Source organism: Nonomuraea sp. NPDC049684 (assembly GCF_044465345.1).
GTDB lineage: Bacteria > Actinomycetota > Actinomycetes > Streptosporangiales > Streptosporangiaceae > Nonomuraea.
The window spans coordinates 19,130-32,846 of the sequence record NZ_JBITLO010000022.1 but is presented as its reverse complement, the minus strand read 5'-3'; the positions used below and the strand labels follow the sequence as shown (position 1 = coordinate 32,846).

At 72.1% G+C, this 13,717-nt stretch carries 15 protein-coding genes; 7 read left to right on the top strand and 8 right to left on the bottom strand.

The annotated features are described in order from the left end of the window. Positions 1-5 precede the first annotated feature (5 nt). Entirely contained in the window at positions 6-560 is a 555-nt protein-coding gene (locus tag ACIBST_RS44055; RefSeq protein WP_189654051.1) for an RNA polymerase sigma factor, read from the bottom strand. A gap of 31 nt (positions 561-591) precedes the next feature. On the opposite strand from ACIBST_RS44055, the gene ACIBST_RS44050 reads away from it, so the two are divergent. After that, positions 592-2,016 (top strand): trehalose-6-phosphate synthase, encoded by a 1,425-nt coding sequence (locus ACIBST_RS44050; RefSeq protein ID WP_397179441.1) that lies wholly within the window; start codon positions 592-594, stop codon positions 2,014-2,016. Positions 2,017-2,057: 41 nt separating this feature from the next. After that, positions 2,058-3,242: an MFS transporter gene (locus tag ACIBST_RS44045; protein ID WP_397179440.1), complete on the top strand. Its 1,185-nt coding sequence runs from the start codon at positions 2,058-2,060 to the stop codon at positions 3,240-3,242. On the opposite strand, the gene ACIBST_RS44040 is transcribed toward ACIBST_RS44045, so the two are convergent. The 3 genes from ACIBST_RS44040 to ACIBST_RS44030 form a co-directional block, all read right to left on the bottom strand. Continuing rightward, positions 3,220-3,810 (bottom strand): hypothetical protein, encoded by a 591-nt coding sequence (locus tag ACIBST_RS44040; protein ID WP_397179439.1) that lies wholly within the window; start codon positions 3,808-3,810, stop codon positions 3,220-3,222. The two genes, ACIBST_RS44045 and ACIBST_RS44040, sit on opposite strands and share 23 nt — an antisense overlap. A 186-nt stretch (positions 3,811-3,996) precedes the next feature. Continuing rightward, the gene (gene otsB / locus ACIBST_RS44035) at positions 3,997-4,767 is read right to left on the bottom strand and encodes a trehalose-phosphatase (protein WP_397179438.1); all 771 of its coding nucleotides are present in this window, start codon (positions 4,765-4,767) and stop codon (positions 3,997-3,999) included. Positions 4,768-4,806: 39 nt separating this feature from the next. Further along, a complete protein-coding gene (locus ACIBST_RS44030) occupies positions 4,807-5,106 on the bottom strand; it encodes a DUF3263 domain-containing protein (protein WP_364339926.1) in 300 nt (99 codons plus the stop codon). Between the two features lie 120 nt (positions 5,107-5,226). On the opposite strand from ACIBST_RS44030, the gene ACIBST_RS44025 reads away from it, so the two are divergent. From ACIBST_RS44025 to ACIBST_RS44005, 5 genes are all read left to right on the top strand, one after another. Further along, positions 5,227-6,033, top strand: coding sequence for an S-adenosyl-l-methionine hydroxide adenosyltransferase family protein (locus tag ACIBST_RS44025; RefSeq protein ID WP_397179437.1), 807 nt, complete (start codon positions 5,227-5,229; stop codon positions 6,031-6,033). A gap of 129 nt (positions 6,034-6,162) precedes the next feature. Beyond that, positions 6,163-6,726, top strand: coding sequence for a hypothetical protein (locus tag ACIBST_RS44020; protein ID WP_397179436.1), 564 nt, complete (start codon positions 6,163-6,165; stop codon positions 6,724-6,726). Then, positions 6,723-7,907: a S8 family serine peptidase gene (locus tag ACIBST_RS44015; protein ID WP_397179435.1), complete on the top strand. Its 1,185-nt coding sequence runs from the start codon at positions 6,723-6,725 to the stop codon at positions 7,905-7,907. Before ACIBST_RS44020 ends, ACIBST_RS44015 begins: the two co-directional genes overlap by 4 nt. A 26-nt stretch (positions 7,908-7,933) precedes the next feature. Further along, complete coding sequence (locus ACIBST_RS44010; protein WP_397179434.1) at positions 7,934-8,353, top strand: Zn-ribbon domain-containing OB-fold protein; 420 nt, start codon at positions 7,934-7,936, stop codon at positions 8,351-8,353. Positions 8,354-8,379: 26 nt separating this feature from the next. Next, positions 8,380-9,537, top strand: a complete 1,158-nt coding sequence (locus ACIBST_RS44005; RefSeq protein ID WP_397179558.1) for a lipid-transfer protein — start codon at positions 8,380-8,382, stop codon at positions 9,535-9,537. Positions 9,538-9,628: 91 nt separating this feature from the next. Here ACIBST_RS44005 and ACIBST_RS44000 read toward each other — a convergent pair whose 3' ends face one another. The 4 genes from ACIBST_RS44000 to ACIBST_RS43985 are packed head-to-tail and all read right to left on the bottom strand — an operon-like array spanning position 9,629 to position 13,597. Beyond that, positions 9,629-10,645: an ABC transporter ATP-binding protein gene (locus ACIBST_RS44000; protein ID WP_397179433.1), complete on the bottom strand. Its 1,017-nt coding sequence runs from the start codon at positions 10,643-10,645 to the stop codon at positions 9,629-9,631. Further along, positions 10,629-11,666, bottom strand: a complete 1,038-nt coding sequence (locus ACIBST_RS43995) for an ABC transporter ATP-binding protein (RefSeq protein ID WP_352361745.1) — start codon at positions 11,664-11,666, stop codon at positions 10,629-10,631. Before ACIBST_RS43995 ends, ACIBST_RS44000 begins: the two co-directional genes overlap by 17 nt. A gap of 13 nt (positions 11,667-11,679) precedes the next feature. Further along, positions 11,680-12,660 carry an ABC transporter permease gene (locus tag ACIBST_RS43990; protein ID WP_397179432.1) on the bottom strand — a complete coding sequence of 327 codons (981 nt, stop codon included), beginning with the start codon at positions 12,658-12,660 and terminating at the stop codon, positions 11,680-11,682. Continuing rightward, positions 12,653-13,597: an ABC transporter permease gene (locus tag ACIBST_RS43985; protein ID WP_397179431.1), complete on the bottom strand. Its 945-nt coding sequence runs from the start codon at positions 13,595-13,597 to the stop codon at positions 12,653-12,655. Before ACIBST_RS43985 ends, ACIBST_RS43990 begins: the two co-directional genes overlap by 8 nt. Positions 13,598-13,717: the final 120 nt, after the last annotated feature.

Here is a 13,717-nt window from a genome sequence, read left to right as displayed (position 1 = left end):
ACGTCTCACCGATAGTCCTCCCCGAGGACTCCCTGCACGTACTTGCGGGCCTGGTGGATGCGGGACTTGGCGGTGCCGAGCGGGATGTTGAGCTGCTCGGCCACCTCGTTGTAGTCGAGCTGGACGATGTCGCGCAGCACCAGCGCCTGGGCCAGGTCGGGCTTGTCGGCCTCCAGCGCCTCCATCGCGTCGAGCAGGTCAAGCCGCGAGCCGGCGATCACGCTGACCCGCCGCGCGTCCGGCTTCTGCATCGGCAGCTCCTCCGACGTCTGCTCGGCGGCCCTGCGCTTCAGCGAGCGGTAGGTGGTGCGCGCGCAGTTGGCGGTCACGATGTGCAGCCAGGTGCTGAACCTGGCCCGCCCCTCGAACCGGCCGATGTTGCGCGCCACGGCCAGCAGAGTGTCCTGCGAGGCTTCTTCCGCGTCCTGGTGATAGGGCAGGATCCGGGCGCAGTGGCGCATCACGTCAGGCTCGATCCTGGCCAGGAGCTCGCCGAGCGCGCGATGGTCTCCGGCCGCGGCCGAGCGGGCGAGTTCCTCGGTTAGCTCATCTAGCGCCATAGCTGGGATCCTATGGGCGAAGGGAGCCCAAATGAACAGCGTTCTCGTGGCGTCCAACCGCGGGCCGGTCTCCTTCACCGTCGACGACGACGGTGAGCTGACCATGAAACGCGGTGGTGGCGGCCTCGTGTCGGGCCTGTCGGGGGTGGCCAAGGAGCACGGCGTGCTGTGGGTGTGCGCCGCGCTGTCCGACGGCGACCGCAGCGCCGTGCGCCTGGCCCCTGGGGGCCGGCTCGACCGCGGCGGCTACGACACGGGCGCCCTGCGGATGCTCGACATCCCCGCGGCCACCTTCCACCGCGCCTACAACGCCGTGGCCAACTCGACCCTGTGGTTCGTCAACCACCTGCTGTACGACATCCCCAACTCCCCCAGTTTCGGCACCAAGTTCCGGCGCGAATGGGAGTCCTACCGCGACTACAACGGCGCGTTCGCGCTGGCGCTGGCCGAGGAGGCCGGGCACGGCGCGCGCGTGATGGTCCAGGACTACCACCTGACGCTCACCCCGGCGATGCTCCGCGCCGAGCGGCCCGACCTGCGCATCGCCCACTTCAGCCACACGCCGTGGGCGCCTCCCGAGTACTTCTCCCTGCTGCCCGACGCGGTCACCAGGGAGGTGCTCGACGGCATCCTTGGGGCCGACCACGCGGGCTTCCTCACCGCCCGGTGGGCGGCGGCGTTCATGGACTGCTGCGAGGCGCTGCTGGGCGCGCGGGTGGACCGCGCGGCCGGCACGGTCGCCCACGAGGGCAGGACGACCCGCGTCGGCGTGCACAGCCTGGGCGTGGACGGCGCGGCGCTGTGGGCGCGGGCCTGCGAGCCCGACGTCGAGTCGCACATGGCAGCGCTGGCCGAACAGGTGGCCGGACGCCGGCTGATCGTCCGCATCGACCGCACCGAGCTGTCCAAGAACATCGTGCGCGGCCTGCTGGCCTACCGGGAGTTCCTGGCCGCCCATCCGGAGTGGCACGGCAAGGTGGTCCACCTGGCCTTCGCCTATCCCAGCCGGCACGACCTGCCCGAATACCGCGAGTACACCGCGTCGGTGCAGCGCTGCGCGCGCGAGATCGAGGACGAGTACGCCACCGAGGACTGGGACCCGGTCATCCTCAACGTCAACGACGACTACCCGCGCTCGCTGGCCGCCTACCGGCTGGCGGACGTGCTGCTGGTCAACCCCATCCGTGACGGCATGAACCTGGTCGCCAAGGAGGGGCCGGTCCTGTCGCCGCGCTGCGCCCTGGTGCTCTCGCGCGAGGCGGGGGCGGCGGCCGAGCTGGGGCCGTACGCGCTGGTGGTCAACCCCTACGACGTGAGCGGCACGGCGGACGCGCTGCACCAGGCCCTGGTGATGCCCGAGGACGAACGCCGGCGGCGCCGCGACCGGCTGCACGAGGCGGCCACCGCGCTGCCGCCGCACAAGTGGCTGGAGTCCCAACTCGACGCCCTGCTTTAACATGAGAAGTCGGGTTCACTGCCAATGACGGAGGCGGCCGGGTGTCGACGGTCTCAGTGCCCATCAGACTCGTCCGGGACCGTCCTACCTGGCTCATCTACTTCCTGCTCGGCACGTTCGCCACGTTCGTGTACGGCCTGAGCGCCGCCCTCCCGCTCCTGCGCGCCGACCAGCGCACCACGGCCACCGTCGCCGGGCTGCACGGCACCGCCATGGCGGTCGGGACGATCGCCGCCGGGCTCGCGCTCCCCCTGCTCACCAGGCTGCTCGGCCGGCGCTCGACGTGCTGGCTCGGCCTGGCCGGGATGAACGCCGGCGTGCTGCTGGTCATGGCCACCTCCGCGCTGCCCCTGACGCTGCTCGGCTACGGCGTGGCCGGCGGCTTCGGCTCGGTCATGCTCTACGCGGCGATGGCCGAGCTCAGCGACCATCACGGGGCCGCCGGGCCGGCCGCGCTCAGCGAGGCCAACGCCGTGGGCGTGCTGGTGGGGATGGTGGCGACGTTCGTGCTCAGCCAGGTGGCGCAGAGCGCGCTCGGCTGGCGGGCCGCCCTGCTGGTCACCCCGGCCGTCAGCGTCCTGCTGGCGCTGTCGCTGGGCCGCTCCTGGCCCGCGCCCCGGCGGGCCGCCGGCGGACAGGGCGGCGTGCTCGCCGGGGAGGCCGTCCCGGTGCGGGCGGGCGGCGGGTGGCGCTTCCATCTGGCCGGGGGCGTGCTGTTCTGCTGCGTGGCGCTGGAGTTCTCGTTCAACCTGTGGGCCGCCGACCTGTTCGCCCTCAGGACGGGCGTGCCGGCGGCCGTCGCGGCGACCGGGCTGACGGCGTTCGTCAGCGGCATGGCGGCGGGCAGGTTCGCCGGCGCGCAGCTCGCGCTGCGGCTGCCGGCCACGCCGCTGCTAGCCGGCGCGCTGGGGCTGATGGCCTTCGGCTGGGCGCTGTTCTGGGCGAGCACCGCGCCGATCCTGTCGTACGTGGGGCTGGCGCTGAGCGGGCTGGGCGCGTCGCTGCAGTTCCCGCTCGCGCTGAGCACGCTGATCGCCGCCTCCGGCGACCGGGCGGACCGGGCGGCGGCCGCCTCGCCCGTGTGGGCGGGCGCCGCCATGGCGATCGGCCCGCTGCTGCTCGGCGCGGTGGCCGACGGCTACGGCACCGGGAACGCGTTCCTGCTGGTGCCCGTGGTCATCGGCCTGGCGGTCGCCGGGGTGCTCATCTCCAGTCGGCGTACTTGAGCGTGTCGGCCAGGCCGGGGGTGTCCCACTGGTCGACGACGAGGATCCGGCTCTTCGGCAGGTACCACTCGCGCTGGGTGAAACGGGCCTTGACGCCGCCGCCCGAGTAGCTGACGCAGGTGGCCTGCCAGGCGTTGTAGGCGGCCTTGTGCCCCGCCCCCACCTGCCGGTAGCCCCTGGTGACCTTGGGGCCGACGACCTCGCCCCACTTGCGGTTGATCGGGCAGGGCTGCACGTCGCTGGCCGGATAGTACGGGTTCTTGCCCGTGTAGGGCCCGAACCCCTCGGCGCCCCGCTTGATCGCGCCGGGGCCGAGGACGTAGAACGCGTCGCACTCGGGCGAGCCCCAGCCCTGCGGCTTGGCGCACCGGCCGGTGACCACCTGGACGACGTCGCCGCCCGTGCGGTGGACCACCCACTCGATCGGGATGTAGAGCGTCAGGCCGCCACGCAGCTTGAGCTGCTGCGCGGGAGCGGCGGAGGCGGCGCCGGGGACGGCGAGCGCGGCCGCCAGGGTCGCCAGGGTCGCGGCCGAGGCGGCGGCGAGAGCGAGAGATCGTCGTGACATGCGCACCAACGTAGGACCCGCCACTTGCAGCCCAATCACGAACGGCTGAAAGCCGCGAACCACCCCCACCACGAACGGCTGAAAGCCGCGAACCACCCCGAAGCTGGCCCGATCACGAACGGCGGAAAGCCGCGAGCCGGCCCGAACGGCGCAGGGCCGCGAGCCGGCTCACGAACGGCTGGGGCGTCAGGGGCGGGTGAAGGCCGTCGTCAGCTCCCGCAGCAGCGCCACCACGCCGTCGGGCCCGTCGACCACGATGTCGGCCCGCTCGGCCAGCGCGGTCACCTCGGCCGAGCCGCTGCACACGGTCACGCCGGGCAGCCCGGAGGCGCGTACGGCGTCGAAGGCGGCCAGGTCGCCGAGGTCGTCGCCGACGAACATGACGGACCTGGCGTCCCGCTCGGCCAGGAACAGCCCGAGCGCGTGGCCCTTGTCCATGCCGGGCGGGCGCAGCTCCAGGACCATGCGTCCCGGCTCGATCACCAGGCCGTGCTTCCCGGCCAGCTCGGCCAGCGGCTCGCGCAGCACGGCGAGCGCGCCCTCGGGGTCGGGGGCGCGCCTGGTGTGCACGGCCACCGCCCGGCCCTTGTCCTCGATCACCACGCCGTGCAGGCCGAGCGCGTCGAGCAGCAGGGGCAGCTCGGCCCGTACGCGCGGCACGCCGGGCGGCGGCGGCGGCGCCGAGACGCGTCCGTGCTCCCACCGTTCGAAGCCGTAGTGGCCGAGCACCACGAGGCCGGGCACGTCGGCCAGGCCGGGCCCGAGTTCGAGCGCGGTGGCCGCCGGCCTGCCGGTCACGATGGCCACGGCCCCGACGTGGGCGCCGAGTTCGGCGAGCACGGCGGGGGCCTCGGGGTGGATCTTGGCGGAGGCGGGATCGGGCACGATCGGCGACAGGGTTCCGTCGAAGTCGAGCCCGATCACGGCGCCGGACGGATCTTTAAGGATCGCTTCCATACCAGGGATGTTCCTCACGCGGCTGCCGTACCCAGCCGGTCAGGGGCGCATGCCGAGCCGTCTCGCCGCACGGTCGCGCTGACGGGTGGAGCGCAACCTTCGCAGCCGTTTGACCAGCATCGGGTCCTGCTCCAGCGCCTCCGGTCTGTCGATCAACTCGCCGAGCAACTGGTAGTAGCGGGTGGCCGAGAACCCGAAGGTCTCCTTGATGGCCTGCTCCTTGGCGCCCGCGTGCCGCCACCATTGGCGTTCGAAGGCGAGGAGTTCGAGATCACGGTCGTTGAGGGATGTCTGGGACGGTTCCTGGGCAGCACTGTCACCGCTGAGCGGTGCTCCCATGATGTCCTCCTCGGGAAGGGGCGTGCGACGATCACATCGCACGCTTCGCGGCCCGTGGCCAATCGTAATGTGCGATCTGCGGCTGTTCACGGCAGATTGCCGGACGTACAGTCACGAAATGTGACCCCAGTCATCACGCTCCTCACGGACTACGGGCTCGAAGACGGCTATGTGGCCGCCTGCCACGGAGTGATCGCCGGGATCGCGCCCGAGGCGCGGGTGATCGACGTGTGCCACCTCGTCCCGTCCGGCGACGTACGGCGGGGCGCGGCGATCCTCGCCCAGACCATCCCCTACCTCCCGGAAGGCGTCCACATCGGCGCGGTCGATCCCGGCGTGGGCGGCGCGCGGCGGTCGGTGGCGGTCGAGGCGGGCGGCCGGATGTTCGTCGGCCCGGACAACGGGCTGCTGTCCTGGGCGGTGCGCGCCAGCGGCGGCGCGCGGGCCGCGTACGCGCTGAGCAACGAGGAGCACTTCCTGCGGCCGGTGTCGCCGACCTTCCACGGCCGGGACGTCTTCTCGCCGGTCGCCGGGCGGCTGGCCGGCGGCCTGGACCCGGCCGAGCTGGGCCCCCCGGTGCCGGTCGAGCGGCTGGTCACGCTGCCCGCGCCGACCTCGCTGCTGCGGGAGGGCTCGGTCGAGGGCGAGGTCGTCTCGGTCGACCGCTACGGCAACACGCAGTTGTCGATCGCGGCCGGCGACCTTCAGGCGCTGGGCGTCCAGGTGGGCGACACGCTGGGGGTGTGGCTGGGGCGGCGGCAGCTCGCGATGCCCTTCCGGGCGACGTTCGCGGCGGTGCCGCCGGGCGAGCTGGTGGCGTTCACGGACTCGGCGGGGCTGATCGCCATCGCGGTCAACTACGGCGACGCGGCGCAGCGGCTGGGGCTCCCACCTGGGGCGCATGTCCGACTTTCGCCTACACGCTAGGGCGAATAGCCGCATAACATCAATTACTCCGCGTATCGGGCTGTTTACCGAAGCGTCGGAACGAATCATCGGCCGCGTGCCAGAATGCACGGCAGATCGGGCGTCCCTCCCCTCCCGTTCGAGGTTGACGTGTACCAACTGTCCGTCGTGCTGCTCTCCATCCTGTCCATGTTCTGCCCGCAGGCCGACGCGCCCGTGCCGGAGCGCTGGCACGCCTGGCCGGTGACGCGGATCTTCCCCCTGGTCGTGCCGGGCCTCAGCCCGTCGGGGGCCAGGGTGACGTACGTGCTGGCGGGCGTGGCTCCGGAGGCGCCGTGCCGGGTGGCGTTCCAGGCCGCCGCGGTGCGGCCCGGCTGCCTCACCGCCCTGCGGGCCACGTACGCCGACAGCACCCAGACGTACGTGGCGACCGTCGGCATCGCCGTGCTCGGCGTGCCGGGCCCCGGGACGTACCGGGGGGCGCGCCCGGCCACCGTGCGTCCTGTGGCCTTCCCCGGCGGGCCCGCCGAGCGGTTCGGCCGGCGGCAGTACGTCACCGGGGCGCTGGCCGGGTCGGGCGACCCCTACCTCGTGGCGACGGCCGCGGGGTACGCCGACGGGCGGGCGTACCGGCCGGGCGACCGGGCCGCGCCGCGGCTGCGCGGGGTCGCCCGGCAGCTCGCCGAGACGTTGTACCGGGCGCTGACCCGATGAGGGCGCTCGCGTCCCTGCTGCCGGCTCTGATCCTGGCGGCCGGGGTCGCGGGCGTGGCGTCCAGCGCCACCGACGACGTGCGGACGGCGGCCTCGCCGAGCGTCCCCGGCGGCGTGGGCGCCGCCGCGCGGGCCCGGCAGTGGCAGCTCGCGGCGCTGCGCGCGCCCAAGGCGTGGCGGGAGAGCCGGGGCGCGGGCGTGCTGGTGGCCGTCCTGGACACCGGCGTGAACGGCCGCCACCCCGACCTGCGGGGGGCCGTCGTCCAGGGCCCCGACCTGACCGGCGCGCCGCCGCGGCTGTGGGGGCACCACGGCACCGCCATGGCCGGCCTGATCGCCGGCCGCGGGCACGGCGAGAGGCGCGCGGAGGGCGTGGTCGGCGTGGCCCCCGCGGCGCGGGTGTTGTCGATCAGGGTCACGCTGGAGAACACCGACCCGCTGCGCGCCGAGCAGCGCGCCGGCCGCCGCGACGCCCTGGCCGCCGGCATCAGGTACGCGGCCGACCACGGCGCGGACGTGATCAGCATGTCCCTCGGCGGCGGCAGCGGCGCGTGGGAGGGCTCGGCGGCCGAGGAGGAGGCCGTGCAGTACGCGCTCGCCCGCGGCGCGGTCCTGGTGGCCTCGGCGGGCAACGACGGCGACACGGCCAACAGGAAGAACTTCCCCGCCGCCTACCCGGGCGTGATCGCCGTGGGCGCGGTGGACCGGCGGCTCAGGGTGGCCCCCTTCTCCAACCGCCAGGACTACCTGTCGGTGGTCGCGCCGGGCACGGACGTCGTCACGGCCGACGGCGGCGACGGGTACGTGGCCGGCGACGGCACCAGCTCGGCGGCGGCCATGGTCGCGGGCGTGGCCGCCCTGGTGCGGTCGGCCCATCCGGACCTGTCGCCGTACCAGGTGCGCACGGCCATCGAGCGCGGCACCAGGAGGCGGCCCGCGCGCGGCCACAGCCCCGCCTACGGGCACGGGGTGGCCGACGCGACGCTCGCCCTGCGGGAGGCCCGGCGGCTGGCCCACGGAAGGGCCTCACCGGCCGCCCGGCCCGGCCCGTACTTCGGGCGGGGGCCGGCCCGGCCGCCCGCCTCCAGGGCGCCGGTCGTGGCCGGGATGGTGGCGCTGGCGGCGGCCATGTCGGCGCGGGTGGTCGCGACCCGGCGGAGGCGGCGCGGGGATTCACCCTAGCAAGCGCTTGTGTGATACTCCTGGCTATGACCTTAGCGATCGACGGCTGGTTCGCCATCGACGAGGACGGCGCCACCCACCTCCTCGGCACCACCTGCCTGACCTGCGGGACCGTCGCCTTCCCGCCGCAGCCCGGCCTGTGCCGCAACCCGCGCTGCGCGGGCGAGGAGACGGGCGAGGAGACGGCCGAGGTCCGGCTGCCGCGGCGCGGGCGGGTCTGGTCCTACACCGAAGCCGGCTACCCGCCGCCGGAGCCGTTCGTGGCGGCGCGGCCGTACCGGCCGGTCACGCTGGCCGCCGTCGAGCTCGACGACGCCGGGCTGGTGGTGCTCGGCCAGGTCAAGGACCTCACGGCCGCCGATCTGGAGGTGGGCATGGAGCTGGAGCTCGTGCACGGGCCGCTGGCCGACGGGCCGCTGGTGTGGATGTGGGGGCGGGTCTCGTGAGCGCGGTGGTGGTGCTCGGCGCGGGCATGCACCCGTGGGGCAAGTGGGGACGTCCCTTCGCCGAGTACGGCGTCGCCGCCGCCCGCGCCGCCCTCCGCGACGCCGGCGTGGCCTGGACGGACGTCCAGTACGTGGTGGGCGCCGACACGATCAGGAACGGCTACCCCGGCTTCGTCGCCGGCGCCACCTACGCCCAGGCCCTGGGCTGGACGGGCGCCAGGATCGCCTCCTGCTACGCCGCCTGCGCGTCGGGGGCCCAGGCCGTGGACATCGCGCGGACCAGGATCCTGGCCGGGCTCTGCGACGTCGCGCTCGTGGTGGGCGCGGACTCCACCCCCAAGGGCTTCTTCAAGCCGGTCGGCGGCGACCGGCCCGACGACCCCGACTGGCTGCGCTTCCGCCTGCTCGGCGCGACCAACCCCGCCTATTTCGGCCTGTACGCCCGCCGGCGCATGGCCCTGTACGGCTCCACCGGCGACGACTTCGCCGCCGTCAAGGTCAAGAACGCGCGCGCCGGCTCGCTCAACCCCATGGCCCGCTACCGCCGCGCGGTCACGGCGGAGGAGGTGCTCGCCTCGCCCATGGTGGCCGACCCGCTGCGCCTGATGGACATCTGCGCCACCTCCGACGGCGGGGCCGCGGTCGTGCTGGCCTCGCAGGCGTACGCCAGGCGGCTCGGCGCGACGGCCCCGGTGCGCCTGGCCGCCGTCTCCACGGTGACCCCGACCTTCCCCAACACGATCCTGGAGCTGCCGAACTTCGCCACCGAGTCCTGCGCCGCCGTTCCCGCACCCGAGAGGCCCTTCAGGGCCGCGATCGCGCACACGGCCTACGAGGAGGCCGGCCTCGGCCCCGAGGACGTCTCCTTCGCCGAGGTGTACGACCTGTCCACCGCTCTGGAGCTGGACTGGGTCGAGGACGTCGGCCTGTGCCCGCCGGGCGAGGCGGACAAGCTGCTGCGGGCGGGCGAGACCGCGCTCGGCGGCCGGGTGCCGGTCAACCCGTCGGGCGGCCTGGCCTCCTTCGGCGAGGCGATCCCGGCCCAGGCGATCGCGCAGCTGTGCGAGCTGACGTACCAGCTGCGCGGCGCGGCGGGCGGGCGGCAGGTGCCGGGCGCGCGCGTCGGCCTGGCGGTCAACCAGGGGCTCTTCGGCCACGGCTCGGCGATCGTGGCCACCACGTGACTGTTCGGCCAGGGCTCGGCGATCGTGGCCACCACGTGACAAGGCCCTCCGGGAAGGAAGTGCTCCCGGAGGGCCTCACGGTCCAGCGCGGTCAGCCCGCGTGCACCACGTCGTGCGTCTCGGCGAAGTGACAGGCGCTCTCGTGCCCGGTCCCCGTCCGGATCTGCAGCAACGGCTCCTCCTCCGCGCAGATCTCCTGCGCCTTCCAGCAGCGGGTGCGGAAGCGGCAGCCCGACGGCGGGTTGGCGGGCGAGGGCGGGTCGCCCTGCAGGATGATCCGCTCGCGCTGCTCCCGGCCCTCGGGGTCGGGAACCGGCACCGCCGACAGCAGCGCCTGCGTGTACGGATGAGCCGGCTTGTCGTAGATCTCGACGTCCTTGCCGAGCTCCACGAACTTGCCCAGGTACATCACGCCGACCCGGTCGGAGATGTGGCGGACCACCGACAGGTCGTGGGCGATGAAGATGTAGGCCAGGTTGAACTCGTTCTGCAGCCGCTCCAGCAAGTTGATCACCTGGGCCTGGATCGACACGTCCAGCGCCGAGACGGGCTCGTCGCAGACGATGATCTCCGGCTGCAACGCCAGGCCGCGGGCGATGCCGATGCGCTGCCGCTGGCCGCCGGAGAACTGGTGCGGGTAGCGGTTGATGTGGTCGGGGTTGAGCCCGACGACCTCCAGCAGCTCCTGCACCTTGCGGCGGCGGTCGCCCTTGGGCGCCACCTCCGTGTGGATCTCGTACGGCTCGCCGATGATGTCGCCGACGGTCATCCGGGGGTTCAGCGAGGTGTACGGGTCCTGCATCACCATCTGGATGTTGCGGCGCATGCGCTTGAGGTCGCCGCCCCTGGCCTTGGCGATGTCCTTGCCGTTGATCTTCACCGAGCCCGAGGTCGGCCGTTCCAGCGCCATCAGCACCTTGGCCAGCGTGGACTTGCCACAGCCCGACTCGCCCACGATGCCCAGCGTCTCGCCCCTGTTCAGGTCGAACGAGACGCCGTCCACGGCCTTGATCGCGCCGATCTGCTTCTTGAAGACGATGCCCTGGGTCAGGGGGAAGTGCTTGACCAGGTCGCGAACCTCAAGGATGCGCTCACTGCCGTTCGCCATCGAGGACCTCCCTCCAGTAGTGGCAGGCGCTGCCACGCGTGCCGCTGATCTCGTAGAGCTGGGGGGCGGCGGTCACGCAGTTGTCCTGCCGGTACGGGCACCGGGGATTGAACGCGCACCCGCTCGGCAGGTCGAGCAGGTTGGGCGGCAGACCCTTGATCGCGTACAGCTCCTGGCCCTTGAGGTCCACCCGGGGGATGGACTCCAGCAGGCCCTTCGTGTACGGGTGCGCCGGCGCCCGGTAGATGTCGTGAACTGGGGCGTTCTCCACGATCCGGCCGGCGTACATGACCGAGATCTTGTCGGCCACGTCCGCCACGACGCCCAGGTCGTGGGTGATCAGGATCATGCCCATCTGGCTCTCGCGCTGCAGCTCGGCCAGCAGTTCCATGATCTGCGCCTGGACGGTCACGTCCAGGGCGGTGGTCGGCTCGTCGGCGATCAGCACCTCGGGGTCGAGCGCGATCGACATCGCGATCATGATGCGCTGCCGCATGCCGCCCGAGAACTGGTGCGGATAGTCGTTGACGCGCTGGCGGGCGGCCGGGATGCGGACCTTGTCCATCAGCTCGACGGCCTTGTTCATGCCGTCGCGCTTGGACATGCCGCGGTGGACCCGGAACATCTCGCTGATCTGCCAGCCCACGGTGAACACCGGGTTGAGCGCCGAGAGGGCGTCCTGGAAGACCATCGCGATGCGCTGGCCGCGCACCTGGGTGCGCGCGTCCTCCGAGAGCTTGAGCAGGTCGGTGCCCTTGAAGCGGATCTCGCCCTTGGGGATGACGGCCGGCGGCATGTCCAGGATGCCCATGATCGCCTGAGCGGTCACGGACTTGCCCGAACCCGACTCGCCGAGCACCGCCAGCGTCTCACCGGGGTTGACCGTGTAGCTCACGCCGTTCACCGCGCGCACGACGCCCTGACGCGTACGGAACTCCACGTGCAGATCGTCCACCGCGAGCAGCGGTTCGTCGCCCAGCCCTCCCTCGGCGGGCAACACGTCTGTCGACGTCTTCTTCACTTGATCCCCCCTTCTACCTGAGCTTCGGATCGAGAGCGTCACGCACGGCGTCGCCCAGCATGATGAACGCGAGCACCGTGATGCTCAGGAACAGGGCCGGGAAGAACAGCGGCAGCGACGCGTCGAGGAACCGCGGCCGGGCGTCGGCGATCATGAGGCCCCACGAGATGTCCGGCGACTGCACGCCGACCCCGAGGAACGACAGCGCCGCCTCCGCCGCGATGTAACCGCCGAGGTTGATCGTGCTGACCACGATCACCGGCGCCAGCGAGTTCGGCAGCAGGTGCTTGAACATGATGCGCCACTGGCCCGCGCCCACCGCGCGCGCGGCGACCACGAAGTCCTGGCTCTTGGCCGTGATCACCGAGGCCCGCATGATGCGGAACACCATCGGCCAGCCGAGCACCGCCAGAGCCGCGATGACCAGCATGATGCTGTTGATGCCGCTGTCGCGGAAGGTGGCGGCGATGAGCAGCGCGCCCAGGATCGGCGGGATCGCGAAGAAGATCTCGGTGACCCGGGAGGAGACCGAGTCGATCAGGCCGCTGCGGAAACCGGCGAACAGCCCCAGCAGGCCGCCCACGATCATGGTGATGATCGTGGTGGTCACGCCGATCACGATCGAGTTGCGGGCGCCGTAGATCGTCCTGGCGAACACGTCACAGCCCTGGCTGTCCTTGCCGAACGGGTGCCCCACGCTGGGGAGCTGCCGGGCGGTGGACAGGTCGCAGGTCTGGGCGTTGGTCGGGTCGATCGAGGTGAACAACGACGGCCAGAACGCCATGACCAGCAGGATCGCGATCAGCACCGCGGAGACGATGAACATCGGCCGGCGGCGCAGGTCGTACCAGGCGTCGGTCCACAGGCTGGCGGGCTTCTCCTGCTTCTGCTTGCCGCGCCTGCCCTGCTTGTCGGGGGACGGTGGCGCCGGGGCCTCCGTGACCAGCGACTTCGCTTCCGGCAGCATGGGCCCGACGTTTGCTTCGTTACTCATAGCGGATCCTCGGGTCGAGCACTGCGTACAACATGTCGACGACCAGGTTGGCCAGGATGTAGATCAGCACCAGCACCGTCACGATGCCCACGACGACCGGTTGTTCTCGCAGCAGGATCGATTGGAACAGCTGGTTGCCGATGCCCGGCAGGTTGAAGATCGTCTCCGTGATGACCGCGCCGCCCATCAGGTTCCCGAGGTCGGCGCCGAGGTAAGTGACCAGCGGGATCAGGGCGTTGCGTAGCCCGTGCCTGCCGATGACGCGGCGTTTGGCCAGGCCCTTGGCGGTGGCCGTGCGGATGTAGTCCGCGCGCAGCGTCTCCACCAGGCTGGTGCGCGTCAACCTGGTGAGATAGGCGATCGACGTGCCGGCGAGCACAAAACCGGGCAGCAGGTAGCTGCGGAACCCGGCCGAGATGCCGGCCACGGGGAAGATGTCGCTTCCCGTCCACAGCTTGAGCTTGACTCCGAGCACGAGCTGCAGCACGAAGCCCGTCACCAGCGTGGGGACGGAGATCAGCAGCAGCGTCGAGGCGAGGATGGCGGTGTCGGAGGCCTTGCCGCGGCGCAGCGCCGCCCACAGGCCGAGGCCGACGCCGATGATGGCCTCCATGACGAGCGCGGTCAGCGCGAGGTTCAGCGTGACCTGGAACTTGCCGGCCATGAGCTGCGAGACCGGGATCCTGGAGAAGGTGGTCCCGAAGTCGCCGTGGAACAGCACGCCGCTGAGGTAGTACCAGTACTGCAGCAGCAGCGGATCATTCAGGTGGTACTGGTCGCGCAGGACCTCGGCCACAGCCGGGTCCAGGCGCTTCTCGCCCGCCAGTGCCTGGATGGGGTCGCCGGGCAGGGCGAAGACGATCGCGAAGATGAGTAGCGTGGCGCCGAGCAGGACGGGTATCGCCTGCAGCAGTCGCCTGATGACATAACGGCCCATTCAAGCCCTCCGGTACATGCGTGGAGGCAGTCACCCTCGTAGCCGCGGTTTGCCCGGCCCCAAAGTGACTGCCTCCAAGCTCAGTCCTCCGATGGGCGGACGGCAAGAGCCGTCCGCCCG

Excerpts from the sequence above, each read along its gene's own strand:
- ACIBST_RS44055 (WP_189654051.1), bottom strand. The coding sequence starts at position 560 with ATGGCGCTAGATGAGCTAACCGAGGAACTCGCCCGCTCGGCCGCGGCC.
- ACIBST_RS44050 (WP_397179441.1), top strand. The coding sequence starts at position 592 with ATGAACAGCGTTCTCGTGGCGTCCAACCGCGGGCCGGTCTCCTTCACC.
- ACIBST_RS44040 (WP_397179439.1), bottom strand. The coding sequence starts at position 3,810 with ATGTCACGACGATCTCTCGCTCTCGCCGCCGCCTCGGCCGCGACCCTG.
- otsB (WP_397179438.1), bottom strand. The coding sequence starts at position 4,767 with ATGGAAGCGATCCTTAAAGATCCGTCCGGCGCCGTGATCGGGCTCGAC.
- ACIBST_RS44030 (WP_364339926.1), bottom strand. The coding sequence starts at position 5,106 with ATGGGAGCACCGCTCAGCGGTGACAGTGCTGCCCAGGAACCGTCCCAG.
- ACIBST_RS44015 (WP_397179435.1), top strand. The coding sequence starts at position 6,723 with ATGAGGGCGCTCGCGTCCCTGCTGCCGGCTCTGATCCTGGCGGCCGGG.
- ACIBST_RS44010 (WP_397179434.1), top strand. The coding sequence starts at position 7,934 with ATGACCTTAGCGATCGACGGCTGGTTCGCCATCGACGAGGACGGCGCC.
- ACIBST_RS44005 (WP_397179558.1), top strand. The coding sequence starts at position 8,380 with ATGCACCCGTGGGGCAAGTGGGGACGTCCCTTCGCCGAGTACGGCGTC.
- ACIBST_RS44000 (WP_397179433.1), bottom strand. The coding sequence starts at position 10,645 with ATGGCGAACGGCAGTGAGCGCATCCTTGAGGTTCGCGACCTGGTCAAG.
- ACIBST_RS43990 (WP_397179432.1), bottom strand. The coding sequence starts at position 12,660 with ATGAGTAACGAAGCAAACGTCGGGCCCATGCTGCCGGAAGCGAAGTCG.
- ACIBST_RS43985 (WP_397179431.1), bottom strand. The coding sequence starts at position 13,597 with ATGGGCCGTTATGTCATCAGGCGACTGCTGCAGGCGATACCCGTCCTG.